9 protein-coding genes and 5 pseudogenes are annotated in these 19,257 nt (G+C 69.2%); 8 read left to right on the top strand and 6 right to left on the bottom strand.

All coding sequences use genetic code 11. From position 1 onward, the window contains the following. The first annotated feature begins 830 nt into the window (after positions 1–830). The 4 genes and pseudogenes from OHA98_RS13305 to OHA98_RS42890 form a co-directional block, all read left to right on the top strand. Positions 831–2,043 (top strand): annotated as a pseudogene (locus OHA98_RS13305) (IS110 family transposase). Positions 2,044–2,654: 611 nt separating this feature from the next. Next, a pseudogene (locus OHA98_RS13300) lies at positions 2,655–4,294 on the top strand (SpoIIE family protein phosphatase). Positions 4,295–4,385: 91 nt separating this feature from the next. After that, positions 4,386–5,195 (top strand): SAM-dependent methyltransferase, encoded by an 810-nt coding sequence (locus OHA98_RS13295; RefSeq protein WP_266925487.1) that lies wholly within the window; start codon positions 4,386–4,388, stop codon positions 5,193–5,195. A gap of 51 nt (positions 5,196–5,246) precedes the next feature. Further along, a pseudogene (locus tag OHA98_RS42890) lies at positions 5,247–5,333 on the top strand (DUF6207 family protein); the annotation flags it as partial. A 462-nt stretch (positions 5,334–5,795) separates the two neighbouring features. Here the strand turns inward: OHA98_RS42890 and OHA98_RS13290 are convergent. The 4 genes from OHA98_RS13290 to OHA98_RS13275 all read right to left on the bottom strand — a co-directional run bounded on the left by OHA98_RS13290 (position 5,796) and on the right by OHA98_RS13275 (position 12,354). Further along, positions 5,796–6,845, bottom strand: a complete 1,050-nt coding sequence (locus OHA98_RS13290) for a DUF4238 domain-containing protein (RefSeq protein ID WP_266925485.1) — start codon at positions 6,843–6,845, stop codon at positions 5,796–5,798. 226 nt (positions 6,846–7,071) lie between these two features. Then, a complete protein-coding gene (locus OHA98_RS13285) occupies positions 7,072–9,675 on the bottom strand; it encodes a hypothetical protein (protein WP_266925483.1) in 2,604 nt (867 codons plus the stop codon). A gap of 1,372 nt (positions 9,676–11,047) precedes the next feature. Next, the gene (locus tag OHA98_RS42885) at positions 11,048–11,410 is read right to left on the bottom strand and encodes a DUF6375 family protein (RefSeq protein WP_353962252.1); all 363 of its coding nucleotides are present in this window, start codon (positions 11,408–11,410) and stop codon (positions 11,048–11,050) included. A gap of 44 nt (positions 11,411–11,454) precedes the next feature. Then, on the bottom strand, positions 11,455–12,354 hold the full coding sequence (locus OHA98_RS13275; protein WP_266925479.1) for a radical SAM protein: 900 nt from the start codon (positions 12,352–12,354) through the stop codon (positions 11,455–11,457). A gap of 168 nt (positions 12,355–12,522) precedes the next feature. Here OHA98_RS13275 and OHA98_RS13270 point away from each other — a divergent pair. Then, a pseudogene (locus tag OHA98_RS13270) lies at positions 12,523–12,843 on the top strand (transposase family protein); the annotation flags it as partial. Here the strand turns inward: OHA98_RS13270 and OHA98_RS13265 are convergent. Further along, positions 12,813–13,844 (bottom strand): annotated as a pseudogene (locus OHA98_RS13265) (transcriptional regulator); the annotation flags it as partial. The pseudogenes OHA98_RS13270 and OHA98_RS13265 sit on opposite strands and share 31 nt — an antisense overlap. Here OHA98_RS13265 and OHA98_RS13260 point away from each other — a divergent pair. Beyond that, positions 13,834–14,670, top strand: a complete 837-nt coding sequence (locus OHA98_RS13260; protein ID WP_266925477.1) for a radical SAM protein — start codon at positions 13,834–13,836, stop codon at positions 14,668–14,670. The pseudogene OHA98_RS13265 and the gene OHA98_RS13260 overlap by 11 nt on opposite strands. A 156-nt stretch (positions 14,671–14,826) precedes the next feature. Beyond that, entirely contained in the window at positions 14,827–16,440 is a 1,614-nt protein-coding gene (locus OHA98_RS13255) for an alpha/beta hydrolase (RefSeq protein WP_266925475.1), read from the top strand. Between the two features lie 50 nt (positions 16,441–16,490). On the opposite strand, the gene OHA98_RS13250 is transcribed toward OHA98_RS13255, so the two are convergent. Next, positions 16,491–17,063 (bottom strand): adenylosuccinate lyase, encoded by a 573-nt coding sequence (locus OHA98_RS13250; RefSeq protein WP_266925473.1) that lies wholly within the window; start codon positions 17,061–17,063, stop codon positions 16,491–16,493. Positions 17,064–17,437: 374 nt separating this feature from the next. On the opposite strand from OHA98_RS13250, the gene OHA98_RS13245 reads away from it, so the two are divergent. Next, positions 17,438–19,219 (top strand): 3-hydroxyacyl-CoA dehydrogenase family protein, encoded by a 1,782-nt coding sequence (locus OHA98_RS13245; protein ID WP_266925471.1) that lies wholly within the window; start codon positions 17,438–17,440, stop codon positions 19,217–19,219. The last annotated feature ends 38 nt before the right edge of the window (positions 19,220–19,257 follow it).

The raw sequence follows: 19,257 nt of genomic DNA, 5'->3' as shown, positions 1-19,257 counted from the left end.
CCGGCACCCGACCCAACTGTCCACTGAATCGAAGGCGTCATGCTGAATCGTCCAGGCCTCCCTGCTGTTCCGCGCTCACCGGGCGCCGAGGTCACTTTCCGGCTGGGTACTCTCCAGATCGCGCTCCCCGTCCTTGTCGGCACGTTGGTCGGCAGCGGCCTGGTCTACGCGGCCTCGGCGGCAACTTCATCACCGATGCAACCCACCGAACTCATCCAATGCCTTGTGGCTGCTGCGATTGCCACCGTGGTGATTCCTCTGCTGTCACGCCGCTACGGAGTGACAATCACTCGGGATGTCCTCATCGTCCTCGGAGACCGCCGCTCCCAGATAGCACGCGAGGACGTCCACGGAATCGAAGTACGAAGCACCCTGGGCGTACGGCAAGTATCGATAATTCTCAAGAGCGGTGGGCGAGCATCGCTGCGTGCTCCCATGTCACTCGCTGACCGACGCTTCGAGGAAAAAGTACGGATTCTCGATGACTGGTGCAGTAAGGGGCCCATAGCGGGCACTGATGAACCTCGGTGATCCCAAATGGCATCGGCCCCCGGCACTGCCCCCCGTTATGGTTTTCGCGGTCCTGCAATGGGGCCGCTGGCCTCCGGGCCCGGTATGACTGTGTCCCCTCTGTCGAACGGATGACCTGGGGGGGGGTGGTGTCGCCGGGCCTGTGGGGTGCCGTCGGAGACGCTGATGAGAGACCCGGCCACCGCCCGGTCCGGCGCAATGCCGGGCACAGACGTGGGCGGCAGGTCTGCATAACGTGGATGCGCGAGCACGGTGCCACCGCCATGGCCGGCATGGTCAACGACCCTGGAGAGGGTGCGATGTTCGACATCGAAGGCGTGGGCGTCTTCCTCGGGATGGACGTCGGCAGGACGGCCCACCACGGCCACGGGCTCACCCCGGCCGGGAAGAAGGTCTTCGACAAGCCGATGCCCAACAGCGAACCCAAGCTGCGGGCCGTCTTCGACAAGCTCAAGACCAAGTTCGGCACCGTCCTGGTGATCGTGGACCAGCCCGCGTCCATCGGCGCCCTGCCGCTGACCGTGGCCCGCGACGCGGGCTGCGAGGTCGCCTACCTGCCCGGACTCGCGATGCGGCGGATCGCCGATCTCTATCCGGCGAGGCGAAAACCGACGCGAAGGACGCCGCGGTGATCGCGGACGCGGCCCGGACGATGCCTCACACGCTGCGGTCGCTGGAGCTGACCGACGAGATCACCGCCGAGCTCACGGTGCTGACCGGCTTCGACCAGGACCTCGCGGCCGAGGCGACCCGCACCTCCAACCGGATACGCGGCCTGCTCACCCAGTTCCACCCCTCCCTGGAACGCGTCCTGGGCCCACGGCTCGACCACCCCGCCGTCACCTGGCTCCTCGAGCGATACGGGTCCCCAGCCTCTCTCAGGAAGGCCGGCCGCCGCAGACTCGTCGAACTCATCCGACCGAAAGCCCCGCGCATGGCCGCGCGGCTGATCGACGACGTCTTCGACGCTCTCGACGAGCAGACCGACATCGTTCCCGGCACGGGCACCCTCGACATCGTGATCCCGTCCCTGGCCGCCTCCCTCGCCGCGGTCCACAACCAGCGCCGGGCACTGGAAGCCCAGATCAGCACCCTGCTGGAGGCCCACCCTCTTCACCCGGTCCTGACCTCGATGCCCAGAGTCGGAGTCAGGACCGCAGCCGTCCTCCTGGTCACCGTCGGCGACGGCACCGGTTTCCCCAGCGCCGCCCACCTCGCCTCCTACGCCGGCCTCGCCCCCACCACCAGATCCTCGGGGACCTCGATCCACGGCGAACACGCACCCAGAGGCGGAAACCGGCAGCTCAAACGCGCCATGTTCCTCTCCGCCCTCGCCTGCATGAACGCCGACCCCGCTCCCGCACCTACTACGACCGCCAACGCGCCCGCGGTAAAACCCACACCCAGACACTGCTCCGCCTCGCCCGCCAACGCATCAGCGTCCTCTTCGCCATGCTCCGCGACGGCACCTTCTACGAGTCCAGAAGCCCCACCGTCACCCTCGCCGCATGACCATCCCAAACACCCGCACACCAGACACCACATCCTTGACGAAGGACATAGAGACACCCTCCCGACGCCCTCAGGATCTTGGTGGAACACTGCGCCGCAGCGCTGGGCGGTGGGAGGCGCTCTCCGTGGCCGCGGGTCTCGGGCTACGACGAGGAGAAGGCCCCCTTCGGTCGGCTCGTCCTTTCCCTGGACCGCACGCCCGTCCGGCACCGCGCGTCCTGACGGTGGCAGTCGGTCTGGCAGGCACGGTAAAAGAAGCGCCCCGTAGTCAGGCGTGTCCCCAGAGCCCGCACGCAGTGGCTTTCGAGAGAGCCCCCCGGTCGTGCTCAGGGGTGTGTCCTCGCTTCCGGCTGCCTGCCCCCGCGAGCGCACTCTGCGTCCGAACAGTACATACCGCGGTGCCGTCGGCCGCTGGAGGCTCGGTGGTCGCGCGGAGCGCCTGGGTGTGCTGATGTCCGGGATGCGGGGGATCATCGGAGAATGAGTGGTGATGATCCACTGGCGCCGTCTGGAGAGTGGGGCGGGCGGAGGCGATCGGAGACGGCCGCAGGCGGTGCCATGCCGTCGGCCTGGTCCTCGGGGTCGTCGGCCCGGCGGCGGAGGGGGCGGCCGTGAACGAGGAGCGTCTCCTCAGGCGGTACCAGGCGCTTATGGGGGCCGTGCCGCAGTCGGTGTGGGTGATGTCGCCCGGCGGTGTCGTCACCGTGTTGTCCGGGGGCGGGATCGCCGAGAAGCTGTGGACTCCCGGCGCTGACACCTCGTGGTTGGATGCCGTGCATCCCAAGGACCGGGACTGGTTCCAGCGGGCGTGGCGCAGGGCCACGCGGCAGCGGTCCCCTCTCGACACGATCGTCAGGGTGCGGTCGACCGTTTCCGCCACGTCAAGATCATCGCTGCGCCCGTTGTCGACGAGGACGGTGAGGTGGAGTTTGTTGGAACGGCCACCGACGCGGAGGAGCACTGGCGCGGCCGGATGCGGGAGAAGTTGCTGGCGCGTATGGCGGCGGTGCCTGCGGCCCGCGATCTTTCGGAGGCTTTTCTGACGACGGCGGCGGCTGTTGTGCCCGAGCTCGCTGATGCGGTGGCCATCTTCCGTGTCGTGGACGGCGTCGAGGCCGGTGTGCGGCCTTCCGGGGTACCGGCCGCGGCGTCGCAGGAGCGTGTGGGGCTTGCCCCCGGGCTGCCTTCCCTGCCCCCGCTGGACGCCGATTTTGTGCTGGGTCCGGTCGCCCAGCGGGCGATCGAGAGCCAGGAGGCCCGGCTGTTGGTCTTCCCGCCCGACGGGCCTCCCGGGGACGGGCTTTCGGACGTTTCCGTGCGGTGGCTGCGGGAGGCCGGGGCGACGGGTGTGGCGTTGGTGCCCGTGGTGGTGGACGGCCGGACCGTCGCTCTGGCGACGATTGCGACCTGCCGGGGCAACCCGCCCCCGGACGAGGCCGACCTCTCGCTGCTGCGGGACGTCTTCCAGCAGATGAGTGGGCCGCTGCGCCGGACGATGGAGTTGCAGAGCATCCGTGGCAAGGCGCTTGCGCTGCAGCAGAGCTTCCTGGCGGCGCCGCCGTCCATCGACGGTCTCACGATTACCGCGCTCTACCATCCGGCGGACTCGGCGGCGGAGGTCGGCGGGGACTGGTACGACGCCGTCCGGCTCTCCGCCGACGCCCTCGCCCTGTCGATCGGCGATATCGCGGGGCACGACCTCGACGCGGCCATGGCGATGGCACGGGTCAACAGCATGCTGAGAGGGCTCGTGTACGACAGCGGCCCGGCCGCCAGTCCGGCGGTCACCCTGAGCCGTCTCGACCGCATCGTGCAGGCCCTCGACAGTCCATCGATGGTCACGGCGGTTCACGCGGTCCTGCGCCGCCAGACACCCGGCGGCTGGCACATCGTCCTGTCCAACGCCGGGCACCCGCCGCCCCTGCTGATCCCGGCGGACGCGCCGTCGCGCTATCTGCACGGCCCCACGGCCCCGGACCCGCCCCTGTGCGTCACTGACAACCTCACCCGCGCCATCCTCCACGCAGACCTGCGGGAGGGCGACACCCTGGTGTTCTACACCGACGGGCTGGTGGAGACGCCGGACACGGACATCGGTGACAACCTGCTGCGGCTGCGGACACGCTCCGACGCGCTGGCCCGCCGGAACCTGCCGCTGCCCTCCGTGATCCGCGGCCTTCTGCCGCCTCTCCACCACCGCCGGGACGACATCGCCATCATCGCCCTGCAAGCCGGGCCGGCGGACTCATGACCCCGCCCGTATCGACCACCTCATCGTTTGCGCCCGGAACAGTGCCTCTATACCGTCGAGAAGGCCCGTCCCCGGACGAAAGAGGCTCTGTATGAACACGCCGAACGACCGTCAGAGCGGGCTGGCAACCACACGGGCCCACTCCGCCCGGGTGTACGACTACATCCTGGGTGGCAAGGACCATTACCCGGTGGATGTGGAAGCGGGCGACGCCATGGCCCGGCACTGGCCCGCCCTGCCCGTGCACATGCTGGAGAACCGCCGGTTCATGCACCGCGCCGCCCGCTTCCTGGCAGAGGAACGGGGCATCCGCCAGTTCCTCGACATCGGAACCGGCCTGCCGACGTCGCCGAACCTGCACGAGATCGTGCAGGAGGTGGCCCCGGAATCGCACGTGGTCTACGTCGACAACGACCCCATCGTCCTCGCTCACGCCCGCGCGCTCCTGCAGAGTTCACCCGAGGGCGCAACCGCCTACGTGGACGCGAACATGCACGACCCCGACGCCATCCTCGGCAGCCAGGAGTTCCAGGAGCTGATCGACCTGAGCCAGCCCGTCGGCCTCATGGTGATCGGCATCATGCACTTCATCCTGCCCCCGGACGACCGGCGCCTGGTCCAACGCCTGCTGGACCCGCTGCCGTCCGGCAGCTACCTGGCGATGACCATCGGCACCGCAGACTTCGCGCCAGAGGAGGTCAACCGGGTCGCCCAGGAGTACCGCCAGCAAGGCATGCCCTTCGTCCTGCGCGAACTCGCCACAGCCACCTCGCACTTCGACGGCCTGGAGCTACAGGACCCGGGGGTCACCCAGGTCCACTCCTGGCGGCCCGGACCGGAACAGAACGGCATCGACGGCCGCGACATCGCCATGTACGGGGCAGTCGCCAGAAAGCCCTGAGCGTCCGCGGCGTCGACCGGGTATGGATTCCGTCATCGCCGCCGCCACGTCAGCAAGCCCGGGCTCGTCGCACTCGGCATCACCGCCGCCGACGAGGAGAGCGCCCTGGCCCTGATGGACGGGCTGCAACAGCTCTGAGCCGCCTCCGGCATCACCGAGATCCGCGCGACCCCGCCCACCCCCGGCGTCCCCGCCAGAGTGCACGCGGGCATCCGGCGCACCAACCCCGGCAGCTAAGCCAGCCTCCCCCAGGACGAGGAGCAACCGGCCGCGACAGCGGACCAGTGACGGCCGAATAAAGGGCAAGCTAGGTCGCTTGCGCTACACGACGATTGCCCGGAAGCCAGCCGACGCAGTCGGCAGCGCGTCGTTCCTACCACTACCTGGACGGCGACCGCCCGGCCTGGGAGATCAGGGAGGCAATCGACACCTTGAACGTCCGCATGGCCGACGCCCGCCGGATACGGGGTCAAGGCCAACCTCCATGAGATCAGCGCGGCCGAGCTGCGGAAGGCGTGAAAGGACTACTCGTCGCCCGGAGGCAGTCGACGTACCGGGGCCTGAGCAGGGAGATCCTTATCCACCCCGCGACCCGACCTTTCAACGTGTGGAACCCGGACCGCGTCGAGGTGCTCTGGCGGTAGCGGGGGGCTCCGGAGCCTCGCTCATGGTGGCCTTGAACTCCTCGGACGGACCGTCGGGGAGGAGAAAACCTGCCGGGCCTCCGCTGATACGCATCTCCCTCAAACGCGGTTCCGGAAGAACGATGCCCTCCAGGTCGTCCTCAGGATGGTGAAAGACGGCGCCTCGCGCGCTGGCCGCCACTCGTTGATTGAGATCGCGCGCCATCGCCACGGTAGGCGTCGTCTCGCGGTCCGGCGCACCGCCAGGAAGCAACATCAACAGAGCGACGCGCCGATCGAGGGGCAGACAGACGGCGGGGACAGTCGCCATGCCCTGGCCAATCCAATCCGGTACCGAGGGGTCCCAGATCTGCACAACAGGATGGTCAGAGGTAATAAGCGTCTTCCGGCTGAACCTCACCAAGACCCACGTCCGGCTCATCAGCAACAGAGCTATCTCCGGGATCATCATCCCCATCAGGCTGAGATGTTCCGCGTTGTCGGATCGAACTTCATAGTTCGAGAAGTCGCTCACCTCAGCCCATGCACGCTCGACTTCGTCGTCAGCGACGGGGCCCTTCGCCAACTCCTCCATCCGACTCCGCAGGCCGGGCTTACCGCCCATCGCCATCGTGGTCTTGACCAAGTGGTCGGTGACCTCATTCCCGGCCTTTCGGTGAGCGGGGACCCTCAGGTACTGAAGCGCGACCCAGAGGGCCATGATCTCGCGGTCATCCCCGAACAGAGGCCATCGGCGCTCGTCTACAACCCTTCGCAGAACAGGAGCTGCTGCGTCCTCCACAACGGAGAGCTGGTTTTCGACCACATCGTCAAGGGATCCGTCTGGTCCTCTGAATGAGTAGAAGTCCTTGTGAACAGCAGCGTCGCCCACCCCCACGAGGCGGGCAGCGCTGCCATCGATGGGCACCCGTAGGAGGCGGCTGTCCGGCGCTGCGAAACGTCGCAGGTAGAAGCGCGGCACGGTGTGGTGGTGGCGCTTCGTCTTCCTGCCATCGGGCTTGCTCATCTATCGAAGATACGGCTGAGGGATGACAGCGTCACCGAGGTTTCAGGCGCGTGTTCGTACCAACTGCATCAGATCCGTCTTCATGCGCCGGAGCATCTGAGTCTGGGCCACGGTCAGGAGGGTGCGGTGGCCATCTGCCGCTCGACCCAGACGGCCTCCTGGCGGTCCCTCTCGGCCCAACGGAGCTGATGGGTCACGAGGTTGCCCACGAGCTTCCTCATCGGATTCAGTGCTGCTTAGCCTGACGCCAGATGTTCTGATAAGCCCGGTATAGATCACTCAAGGCGCCGGACGGTCTTTCGGGCCAGGCGGTCGTGATCTGCCGCTCCCCCCAGCAGAGGGTGACGATCGCACGGCCGGCCGCATACTGTCGAAGGAGGTCGGCACGCAGGTACAACAGTCCTCCCGAGAAGCCGGAGGGGGCAGCGAAAGACCGGGCGGCGTGTGCACCGGAGGGTTCACACTGGTCGAAGCCGACCGGGAGAGTACGCAGGTCGAAAGCCTGTGAGAACGGTCTGCTGGGGACGTAGGCGGTCGCCTGGTTTTGGCTGCTGTGGTGGGGCTCCCAGACGAAGTGGTGGGCCAGCCGCTCGAAGCGGAGGTCGGGCCGGTCGTAGCGAGGTGTGCCGCTGTACAGGTCCTCGGTGGTCAGTCCAGGTTCGGGTGCAGCGAACCGGGTGTGCCATGGGATCTCGCCGGCGAAGACGTAATACTCGGTTGGCAAGTCGATCGTGTCTCGGCCGGGGTGAGGCAAGGCATCGAACACCTCTAGGAGATCGGTCAGGTTCTCCTGGTCGATGAGGACGGTGTTGAACAGGCCGAAGGCGTCGCGTCCGGTGGTCACATCCTCGGTGTCGATCTCTGCGTGCACGAGTACCCATGGGCCTTCGTCCTCACCGAGCCGGGCCGGCGCAAGGAAGTCGTCCGGCACGTCGACGATTCCGTGGCGCAGCCATTCGAGGTCGTCGGCTGGGGTCCGCAGCGTCCATGTGCCAAGCGGGACCGGGACCGGCTGAGAGGGCTGGGGGAAGGTCGGGTCGATATCTACTTCGAGGTCCTCGGGTGGCTGGCCGCGGTCAGCGAGCATGCCCGCCATGGTGTGGAAGCCGACCCAGCCGTACTTCTTGCCGTAGCGGTCGGTCCGGCCGCCGGAGGTGCGACGCCGGAGGGAGGCTGCTGAGGTGATGCGGCGTTCCACCTCGTCGAACGGGTCAGGGCGCCAGCCCAGTGCGTGCACTACACCGAGGACGACAGCGGTGGCTTCCCGGTGGCCGGGATGGGAGTCGTCGTAGTTGTCGCGGTCCGAAAACAGGCGCCCGAGGGTGTAGTTACCGAAGTCCATGCCGATCGTCGAGCTGACGTCATCCCGGCGCGGGTCGCCCTCGGCCAGCGGGGTGATGGCCGGTGCTGGGCTGAAAGTCAGAGGCAGTTCGGCTGTGTCTGGCACCGTAGCGGGATACGAGCGGTGCGCGAGATCGAACGTTGAGGAGACGTAGTACCTGATCAGGGCGTGGAAGGTGGGGTGGGTCGCTTCGGCCCCGGTGTATGCGTTCAGTAGTCCTGCGAGGTAGTCAGGCAGGGCGGCATCCAGGTCCGGATTATGGAGCGGGTGAGCCGTCGCGACGCCGTAGCAGGCGGCGACCATACGTTCGCCGACGTAGGCATCGTTGATGGTGATCGCTTCCAGTGCGAGGTTGAACAGGCCATTGATGTCGCGCCGGCCGTACCAGTACAGGGCCGCCGTGGCGGCATCGCGGAGGTCACGGTCAGTGCTGGTCAGCGTCCACATCAGCCACCGGGCTCGCAGCCCGTCGGACTCCGCGCGGTGCAGATGCTCGCGCCAGCGTGTGGCCAGGGCGGCGGCGTCGACGAGGAGGCGGCGGCGGCGGCTGTGGCCACGCTGCCACTCACTCCACCGCAGGTCGCGGTCGGCGACGGAGCGGTTACGCAGAATCCGGTCGAGGAAGACCGCGTTGAGGGGATGCCGAGGGGCTGCGCGGGTGCTGTAAAGCCGTTGGAGAATGTCGCTTCTTCCCCGGAGGTCATCGCAGTGTGCGGCAAGGGCGTCCACGGTAGCGGAGTCGAGGTGGTCTGCTTCGAGCCGGGCGGACTGCAGGAGGGCACGCAGACGGAGGGGTTCGGCAACGGACTGCCACAATTGCGCTGCGCCGGCGCGGGGCAGAACACCTGCCAGGGCCTGGAAGATGTCGGTGGCGAGCGGATGGCGTTCCTCCGGCGTCCCGTTGAAGCGTGCCGTGGTGGTGTCTTCGTGCAACAGCTGGCGGATGCCTCTACTGCCGTGGGTGCGCACCAGACTAGTGGCGACGACGTGTCCGGCCATCAGGTCGTAGACGAACGACCAGGCCGCGCCGCCCACGTCGTCCGGGTGACGCAGGAGGACGCCCTCGTGTTCGAGTGCGGCGAGAAGGCTTTCCTGCCAGCGGCGATTGGTGTCCTGGCAGAGTTGCTTCGCCTGGGTGTCGGGAAGATCGCGGGCCTGCTTCTCCCACAGGGCGTCTCCCAGCGCGTCGAGGGCCTGGTTGACGTCGTTGGGGTGGATGGACGGGATGAGTTCGTAGACGCGGCGGGCGGCGAAGGTGAGGAAAGCGCTGAAGATTCCGGTGAGGGAGCTGGGCAGGCTCGCAGCACTGACGGGCTGTCTGCGCTCCCGGTTGGCTACGGTGCAGTAGATCTTCAGTGTCAGTGGATGACTGAGGAGTTCGCGCGGTAGGTCGGCGTCGCCTGGTTCGATTTTGTAGTGGGTGAAGTAGCGGGCGATGGCCTCGTCGAGGTCCTCGTCGAATCCGTCGAGCTCGTAAATGTCGTTCACGCCGGGGGGGGATGGTGTCGTCGAGGAATGCCTCGCGGACCGTGCAAACCACGAGTACGGACGGGTACCGCTTGAGAGTCACCTGCAGGCTGCTCAGCAACGGCGACCACATAGCAGGGGTTTCGGCCTCGTTGAGACCGTCGATGACGATGGGCAGCCGGCATCCGGCGCGCTGTGCAGCCGCGTCGACGGCGGCAAGGAGTTCCTCAAAGGAGGACAAGGGCTTGCCCGCTACGGTGATCTGACTGGCGAGGTTGTCGAGGCTCTGTCGGGCGCCCAGGCGCCTGCCGTAGAGCAGGACACCGGCGGGGCGTGCCGCGGTCGGCGCGGTAAGCGTCGCAGACAGTTGTGTTTTGCCGAATCCGGCGTCGCCGGTGACGACCGCGAGTCGGGTCGCCAGGTGATCGGTGACGTGGTGAGCGAGAGCGGCGGCGTCACGGATGTGGGCGATCAGGTTGGTCAGCGGCAGCGCGGCGGGATGCCGCAGGGCCCGCAGCCGCCGAAGCACGGTGGGCTGCGCCAGGGGAGCCGGGGGCACGGTGCGGTCGGTGGCGCCCAGCAGCGGGGAGGGCTGGCTGTTGCGGATCTGCTGGTGTGCCTCGTGCAGAAGTTCGGAGACGTCTCGTCCCGTGGCGATGATCGTCGCGGTCTGCTCGGCCAGCGGGGGAGGCATGGTTATGGCCGCGTCATCAAGGGCCGCTTCGAAGCGGGCGATGTTGTGGTGAGTGTCGCTCAAGTCGTCCCACGCGTCGGGTTCGGCGAGCATCCGCCGAAGCCGGCGTTCGGCAGCCGATGCCTGATGCACCTCGGGAATCCAGCGTTCGCCCGCCTCGGCGGCGGCCCGCTCGTGCTGTTCGGCCAGACGCTCCGGGGTCAGGACGAGGGAACCGAAGTAGGACTCGCGCAGCAAGATGGCATCTCCGACGAGGAGATGGTCGAGCTCGACCTCCGTGGCCAGGTGCAGCTTCATTTTGGTGGGCAGACCGCGGAACCACGCTTGGTCACCGGTGGTGAGAGGGCGCCGGGTCCACAGCACGAAGTCGGTGATGCCCGGGAAGTGCTTCTCGGTCTTCTTGAGGGAATCCTCGATATCGGCTCGGCGGGTGGCACCGATGGCGCGGCCCGAGGGGATGTCCCACCACTTGGTCTGCCACCCGAAGCAGCGACCGGGTTCACCCAGGGGGCAGGCGGGCTGGTCGATGTCGAGGTGGAACTCGACCCCAGGCTGCTGGGCCAGGGCGATGAAGCGACCGTAACGAGCGTATGCGTGGGTCACGGCCCCCCTGCACAGCAGCTCGAAGTTGTCCCGGCGGCTTCCTGGCAGCGCGGTGAACTTCTCCCAATCCAGACCGGTCATCGGATCGCTCGCCCCCTACTCGCCCCGGCCGTGGCCGGTGCCGGGGTAGTCGTGCGCGGAATACACCTCGATGCGGGCCCCCTTGTCCAGGAGGACCTTAAGCAGCGCCTGGACATCGTTCTCATCGGTGGTCACCACGATGGAGTCGCCCTCGCGTCGCATGGTGAGGTCGTACAGGAACTGCTCAAGCTCACGGGGTCCGACGCTGTGAATGTTGAGGTCGCTCAGCAGTTTCAAGACCTCGTCGCTGAATCGGTCGTCCGGCTCGCCGATAGTCAGGCGGCCGGCTTCCTCCTCCGCTTCCAAAGCCTTGGTGAACTCTTTGATGACAGCGTGGGCTCGTTCGGCGGCAGTGGCGTCCTTGAACCGGCCAATCATGACGAGATTCATGGAGTGCTCGGTCCCGTACCCGTACCAGACCTTCATGCGACACCCTTCTCCTGCAGGCAGTCGAGCGCGGCGAGAACGCCACGGTCGTCGACCGGTTCGCCGGCCGAGTGGTAGGAGGTGCGCCGCAGGGTTCCGACGGCGTCGATGTGGGCGTAAGCGCGCAGTCCCGTCTCGCCTGGCAACGGCTGGGCGGTCGGCAGAGCACCGCTGTCGCCCTCGCCGATGGTGAGGGCTACCGGCCCGCGGTAGTTGGTGATCCATTCGTGGAGGGCGGCCACGGTGTGCGGGGTGGAGCCTGGGCGTCCGCGTGCCGGTCGCTCGGGGAGCAGCAGGAGTTCCGCGGCCCCGGCCGAAGCCGCCAGGTCGGCGACGGCGTCGAGATCCGGCAACGTTTCAGCATTAACGACGCAGTTGAGCCCGAACCGAAAGGTCCGCCCGATCCAGGTGAGCCGCTGCACGAGCTCGGCGAAAGGGCGACCGCGCAGCTTCTCGTAGGTGGTGCCAGCTCCGTCGACACTGACGCGGACGAAGTTGACCGATCCGGCCAGCGCATCGATCAACTGGGGAGTGAAGCGGTGTGCGTGCGTCGTCATCGTCACTGCCAGCCCCGTGCGCTGCGCCGCGTGACGACACACCTGCGGAAGGCGGCGGTAGAGGGTAGGCTCTCCGCCGCCGAACCCGATGCCGAGGCAGCCCTCTGCGTCCAGTTCGTCGATCCATGCGCACAGCCGTTCGGCGTCGAGCACCGCAGCGGTCTTGGGCGCGTAGCAGAACGGGCAGGCAAGGTCGCACGCGTTGGTCAGGGCGATCGAAACCTGGCGGGGCGCACGGGCCCACTGCGTTTGAGGGGCATCGACCTCATCGAAGAGGACGTTCAAACCCGTGCGACGGTCAAAGAGATGTACCCCGTCGGGGCCGACACGACGTTTCACCAACAGTCCCGCATCACTCGCACTTCCCCTCCGCGTTTCCACTTCAAAGTATGGCTGATCACACCGGACCCAGTTACCCCTTTCCCCCACCAGCCACAGCATCCCCCCGACAACCTAACGAGCTCATGCCTGGTTGGCGGTAACGCGTCGAGACCTTGATCGTTGATCATGATCCGTGTGGCAAAGGACTGGGCGCGTACAGCAATCATCCGTAGCCAGCAGATCGCCGGGCTGACACCCGCTGTAATCGCTGAACTCGGCCCGTTATTGCACGAGCGGCACCAGGCCGTGTTGACGTCACACCCCCGCCGCCGGGCCATCGGTGCCGGAGCCAAGCACAAGCTGGTCTTCATTGACCGCCTGTTGGCCATGCTCGTGTACCTCCGCCATGCAACGGCGCACGATGTCCTGGCCTGCTGGTTCGGCGTGGACCGCTCCACCATTACGCGTGCGATCGGTGAAATGCGGCCCCTGCTCGCCGAGCGGGGCCGCCACGTCGGCCGTTCCAGGGCCCGCCACCGCTCTCCGGGCCGCCAGCCTTCCCCGCGGGGCGGCTCGCGCAGCTTGCCAACGCCGCCCTTGACTGTTGCCTTGATCGCCGTGATGACGATTCCCAGCTCCGGGTCGCGGTCCTTGTAGCCGTCCATCGCCGTGAGGAAGTCTTCCGGCGACAGGTCGGCGGTGACGCCGAGGTCGGCCATCGTGGCGAGGTAGGCGTCCCGCAGCCGCTGGTACCAGCCGTCCAGATAGCGGCCGTTGTCGTACCGTACCCACGCCTCGGTCGGCGTCACGTCATAGCCGAGCTCCTGGGCGTAGGCGACGGTCGGTGTCGCGTACCAGGCCGGGCCGGTGGGGCGGTCGCCCTTGTACGTGAACGGGGAGGGCAGCAGGCTGCCGTCCAGCTCTACCCACTCCTTGCCGCCTTCACGCGGGACAGGTCGACGTGGGAGAGGTCGACCAGCCACGAGCCGGACGGCTTCGGGTCGAACACCGGGTTCTTGACGTACGTCGGCTCACCGAGACCGACGGTCAGCCCGTTCGCGCCGGCGGCGAAGGCCATGTTCACGTCCAGGCCGACCAGGTAGCGCAGGGTGCACTCCTCGTCGGTCATCGGCTGCGCCCAGTCGTAGGCCTCCTCGAACAGCTTCTCCGACGGGCCGCGCACGTGGAAGCGCGGCAGGTTCAGCGCGTTGAGCACCGGGTGTCCGTCGGGGGCCTCAGGCGGTGCGCAGTCCACCGGGTCGTGCCGAGCGAGCCGGGTGTCTTGGTGTCGGCCTGCCGCAGGGCGCCGGTCTCCTCGTCTCGTACGGCGTGGGTCGGCGGGTGCAGCGCGGTCATCAGTTCCAGGCTGGTGACGGCGGTCGACCCGGGGGCGTCATCACCCGGGTTGCGTAGGTGCCCAGGACACGGGCGAGCTCCGCCGGGGACAGCTGCGCGGCGTGATCCCAGAACCGGGGGTCCAGCGCGTTCCAGGATGGGATGCACAGCTGTGTGTACTGCTTCGCCCGCAAGACCCACAGCTACCTCGATCTCGACACCGGGCTGGGCTTCGACTCCCAGATCGTCGTCAAGATCAACGCGGCGGAGCTGGTGCGGCGGCAACTCGCGTCCCGCCGCTGGCACGGCGACCACATCGCGATGGGCACGAATGTCGACTGCTACCAGCGGGCCGAGGGCCGCTACCGGCTGATGCCCGGCATCATCGCGGCCCTGCGCGATCACGCGAACCCGTTCTCGATCCTGACCAAGGGCACCCTGATCCTGCGGGATCTGGAGCTGCTGCGGCAGGCTGCCGAGGTCACCGAGATCGGGGTCTCCGTCTCCGTCGGCTTCACCGACCGCGAGCTGTGGCGCACGGTGGAGCCCGGCACGCCCTCCCCCGAACGGCGCCTCGACGTCGTACGCGCGCTCACCGCCAACGGCATCGGCTGCGCGGTCCTGATGGCCCCCGTGATCCCGTTCCTCGGCGACCGGCCAGACCAGCTGCGCGACACGGTCCGCGCGATCGCCGCCGCCGGGGCGACGTCGGTCACCCCGCTCGTCCTCCATCTGCGGCCCGGCGCCCGGGAGTGGTTCATACAGTGGCTCGCCCGGCACCACCCGCACCTGGTGGCGCGCTACGAGCGGATGTACGCGGACGGGTCGTACGCGCCGACGTGGTACCAGCGCCGGATCACCCGCCAGGTGCACGAACTGGCCACCGAGTTCGGGATCGGGCCGCCCGACTGGGGCGCCGCCCGCCGCGTCGCCGCGTCCGGGACACCGGGGCCCGCCGGGGAGGGGTCGCCCGGCCCGACCCAGCTGACGCTGCTGTGACCGGGGCCGCGCCGCCGCCGACCGGCAGGTGATCGTTCCTCCATGACCAATCGGGTCAACTCTTGGCGGAACATGTCCGTTTCCCTCGGAATGCGGGGACCATGCGGCGGGGGCTGTGCCACCCACAGCCGCGTTCCCTCCACCCTGGGAGGCCGTATGACGAATCGTGCAGGAATTCTGGTCGCCGTCGGCGCGACGGTCGCCGGTCTGGTGAGCGCCGCGCCCGCCCCGGTGAGCGCCGCGCCGTCCTCGGCGGGCGCCGGCGTGAACGCGCCGCCCGCGCAGCAGCTCACCTGGACCGGCTGCGCGACGGAGGACTACCCGGCGCTCCAGTGCGCGACGGTCCGCGCCCCGCTGGACCATGACCGCCCCTCCGGCCGCCAGGTCACGCTCGCCCTGTCCCGGATCCCGCACACCGCGAAGACCTCGCAGGGCCCCCTGCTGGTCAACCCGGGCGGCCCCGGCGGCAGTGGTCTCTCGATGGCCGGTTTCGTGGCCTCCGCACTGCCGGCGAAGGTCGCCGCGAGCTACGACGTGATCGGGTTCGATCCGCGCGGGGTCGGGAGGAGCACCCCGGCGCTGGACTGCGTACCCGGCCACTTCGATCCGGTACGCCCCGGCTCGGTGCCGGCGTCCTTCCGGGACGAGCGGGCCGGGCGGGACCGGGCCGCCGCGTTCGCCGGGGCGTGCGGGGAGAAGCACGGCGACCTGCTGCCCCACATGGACACCGTCAGCGCCGCCAAGGACCTCGATGTGATCCGCCGGGCGCTGGGCTCACGGCAGATCAACTACTTCGGCTACTCGTACGGCACCTACCTCGGTGCGGTCTACGCCAAGCTGTACCCCGAGCGGGTGCGGCGCCTGGTGCTCGACTCGGTCGTCGACCCGTCCGGGGTCTGGTACGACGACAACCTCGCCCAGGACTACGCGTTCGACGCCCGACACAAGGCGTTCGCCGCCTGGGTCGCGAAGAACGACGCCGCCTACGGGCTCGGCACCGACCCGGCGCGGGTCGAGGCCGCCTGGTACGCGATGCGCGCGGCGGTCGGGGAGCACCCCGCGGGCGGCAGGGTCGGACCGGGCGAACTGGAGGACACCTTCCTGCCCGGCGGGTACTACAACGGCTACTGGCCCTATCTGGCCGAGGCGTTCGCCGCCTATGTGAACGAGGGGGACCAGGAGGCGCTGGCCGAGACCTACGAGACCTTCGGCGCCGCCGACGCGGGCAGCGACAACGGCTACTCGGTCTACACGGCCGTCCAGTGCCGCGACGCCGCATGGCCGCGGGACTGGAGCACCTGGCGCGACGACTCCCGCGCGGCGCACGCCAAGGCGCCCTTCATGACCTGGAACAACACCTGGTACAACGCCCCGTGCGCGTCCTGGCCGGTGAAGCCGCTCGATCCGGTGCGGGTGTCCAACGACAGGCTCCCGCCGGCCCTGCTCTTCCAGGCCACCGAGGACGCGGCGACCCCGTACGAGGGCGGTGTCACCATGCACCGCGCGCTCAAGGGCTCCAGCCTGGTCGTGGAGCGGGGCGGGGGCAATCACGGGATCACCCTGAGCGGCAGCGACTGCCTGGACGCGTATCTCGCGGACTACCTCGCCACGGGCGCCGTCCCGCGCGGCGAGGGCGGCCGGGCCGGTGTGGACGCGGTCTGCTCCGCACTGCCCGACCCGACGCCGCTGCCCGCCGAGAAGGCGGCCGCGCAGAGCACGAACGGCAGCAAGGGCAGCCGCCTCCACGGGCTGCTGGGCTTCCGGAGCTGAACCGGCGCGGCGACCCGTCCCGGGCCGGGAGGTCCGGTACGTACGCGGGCTCAGCCGGCCGGGAGCCGGCTGAGGGCCTCGGCCGCGGCGGGGCCGAGGCGGGGGTGCGGCAGCGCCGCCCGCAGGACCGGGCGGGCGCGGTCGTCGCCCAGCGCGCCCAGCCCCTCCACGCAGGCGAGCGCCACCCGCCAGTGCGGCTCCCGCGGAGCCAGCAGCCGCTCCAGCGTTCCGACCAGGGCCGGGACGGACTCGGGTGCGCGCAGCGCGGTGAGCAGCCGCACGGGGTGCAGGGCGTAGGCCGTGCGCAGGGTGTTGGTGGCGAGCGCGGCGGCCGCCCGGGGCGTGCGGGGATCGCCCAGCCGCTCCAGGGCGTGGGCGGCGGAGACACAGCGCTCGGGGTCGCGGTGGTTGAGCAGCAGGACCAGCGTCTCGAAGGCCCGCCGGTCACCGCCGCAGCCGAGCCGGAACGCGGCGATCTCACGTGCCCACAGCGGACGTTCGGGTTCGACGAGGACCCGGGCCAGCTCCTCGTCGTCGTCGGTGCCGATGAGCCGGTCATAGGCCGCCGACCGCCCCGCCTCGTCCCGCAGCCGGTGCTTGAGCGACCGGAACTCCTCATCCATGACGCTCAGCGTATCGGCGGGTACGTTCCGTGTGGACCCCGGCGGCGCTCACTCCGGGGCGTGCGGTGTGACCCAGCACATACCGACGCAGGGCTGGCGCGCTCATTACTCGCCGGTTAACCTCATGTGAGCGGGGCGCACTCCCCGCAGGCTCCGATGGCCTGGTGACGCAGCCATCCGGAGTTGCTTGTCGGTTCGGCAGTTCCGCGAGACGCGACTTCGGGACGGAGTCCGTCGCCCCTTCCCGGCCCGGGTGCACTCCGAGCACCCCGGCCCCGTGCACCACGGCACGCACCTTCCGCACGCCCCGCGCCGGTCGACCGATTCCCGGCGCGCCGTGCTCCCTCAGTCGTCACTCACCCTGGAGTCCCGTGATGGACACCCCGCTCAGCACCATTGCCGTCGTCGGCCTCGGCACCATGGGAACCGGCATCGCCGAGGTCCTGGCCCGCGCGGGCCGCGAGGTCATCGGTATCGACACCAGCGACGCGGCGGCCCGGCGGGCCGTCGCCTCCCTCGAAGCCTCCACCGCCCGCGCCGTGCGGCGCGAGCGGATCACCGAGCGGGAGCGGACCGACGTCCTCGCCCGGTTCCGTACCTGCTCCGACCTCCGGGCCGTCGCGGAGGCGGAACTGGTCATCGAGGTCGTGCCGGAGTCGTACGAGATCAAGCAGCAGGTCTTCCGCGAGCTCGACGCGGTCGTCTCCCCCACCGCGATCCTGGCCACGGGCACCAACGCCCTGTCGGTGACCCGGCTGGCCGCCGAGTCCCGGTACCCCGAGCGCGTGCTCGGGCTGCACTTCTTCAACCCGGCGCCCGCGATGAAGCTGGTCGAGGTGGTGTCCTCGGTGCTGACCGCACCGCCCGCCGTCGAGTCCGTCACCCGGCTCGCCCGGGAGCTCGGCAAGGAACCGGTCGCGGTCGGCGACAGGCCGGGCTTCGTCGCGGACGGGCTGCTGTTCGGCTACCTCAACCAGGCCGCCGCGATGTACGAGGCGAACTACGCCTCCCGCGAGGACATCGACGCCGCGATGAAGCTGGGCTGCGGGCTGCCGATGGGGCCGCTCGCCCTGCTCGACCTGATCGGCATCGACACCGCCCGTACGGTCCTGGAGGCGATGTACGCCGCTTCGCACGACCGGCTGCACGCACCGGCACCCGTGCTGGGGCAGCTCGGCCAGGCGGGCCTGACCGGCCGTAAGGCGGGACGCGGCTTCTACACGTACGAGGCCCCGGGCAGCCGGACCGTGGTGCCCGACGCGCTGACGCCGCCGGAGGGCGCGGGGACGTCCGCCGGGCGCACGGTGCGGTCCGTGGGGGTCGCGGGCTCCGGAACGATGGCCTCGGGTATCGCCGAGGTCTTCGCCAAGGCGGGCTACGACGTGGTCCTGGCCGCCCGCGGCCAGGAGAAGGCGGACGCGGCGAAGGGCCGGATCGCCACGTCGCTGGAGCGTTCGGTGTCCAAGGGGCGGCTGACCTCCGGGGCGCGCGACGAGACGCTGGCCCGGATCACGGCGGCGGACTCGCTGGACGCCTTCGCCGGGGTGGACCTCGCGGTCGAGGCGGTCGCCGAGGACCTTGAGGTCAAGCGGCAGCTGTTCGCGGTGCTGGACAAGGTGTGCCGGCCGGGCGCGGTCCTGGCCACCACGACCTCGTCGCTGCCCGTCATCGCGATAGCGCGGGCCACCGCGCGGCCCGAGGACGTCATCGGGATGCACTTCTTCAACCCGGCGCCCGCGATGAAGCTGGTGGAGGTGGTCCGCACGGTGCTGACCGCCGACGATGTGCACGCCACGGTCCGCGAGGTGTGCGCGAAGGTGCGCAAGCACCCGGTGGACTGCGGGGACCGGGCCGGCTTCATCGTGAACGCGCTGCTCTTCCCGTACCTCAACAACGCGATCAAGATGGTCGGGGAGCACTACGCGACGCTCGACGACATCGACGCCGCCATGAAGCTGGGCGGCGGCTACCCGATGGGTCCGTTCGAACTGCTGGACGTCGTCGGTCTCGATGTCTCGCTCGCCATCGAGAAGGTCCTGCACAGCGAGTTCCGTGACCCGGGCCTGGCTCCGGCACCGCTGCTGGAGCATCTGGTCGCCGCGGGCTGTCTGGGCCGCAAGACGGGGCGCGGCTTCCGCGAATATGCCCGTCGCTGAGCCGGGGGCCGGCTGGGGCGGGCTGCTCGGGCCTCCGG

Source organism: Streptomyces sp. NBC_00654 (genome assembly GCF_026341775.1).
Lineage (GTDB): Bacteria > Actinomycetota > Actinomycetes > Streptomycetales > Streptomycetaceae > Streptomyces.
Note: the sequence above shows the minus strand (reverse complement) of the source record. Positions and strands in the feature narration are given on the sequence as shown.

What these genes read in the sequence shown, in the direction of transcription:
- OHA98_RS13295 (WP_266925487.1), top strand. Translation starts at nt 4,386, where the DNA reads ATGAACACGCCGAACGACCGTCAGAGCGGGCTGGCAACCACACGGGCC.
- OHA98_RS13290 (WP_266925485.1), bottom strand. Translation starts at nt 6,845, where the DNA reads ATGAGCAAGCCCGATGGCAGGAAGACGAAGCGCCACCACCACACCGTG.
- OHA98_RS42885 (WP_353962252.1), bottom strand. Translation starts at nt 11,410, where the DNA reads ATGATTGGCCGGTTCAAGGACGCCACTGCCGCCGAACGAGCCCACGCT.
- OHA98_RS13260 (WP_266925477.1), top strand. Translation starts at nt 13,834, where the DNA reads ATGCACAGCTGTGTGTACTGCTTCGCCCGCAAGACCCACAGCTACCTC.
- OHA98_RS13255 (WP_266925475.1), top strand. Translation starts at nt 14,827, where the DNA reads ATGACGAATCGTGCAGGAATTCTGGTCGCCGTCGGCGCGACGGTCGCC.
- OHA98_RS13250 (WP_266925473.1), bottom strand. Translation starts at nt 17,063, where the DNA reads ATGGATGAGGAGTTCCGGTCGCTCAAGCACCGGCTGCGGGACGAGGCG.
- OHA98_RS13245 (WP_266925471.1), top strand. Translation starts at nt 17,438, where the DNA reads ATGGACACCCCGCTCAGCACCATTGCCGTCGTCGGCCTCGGCACCATG.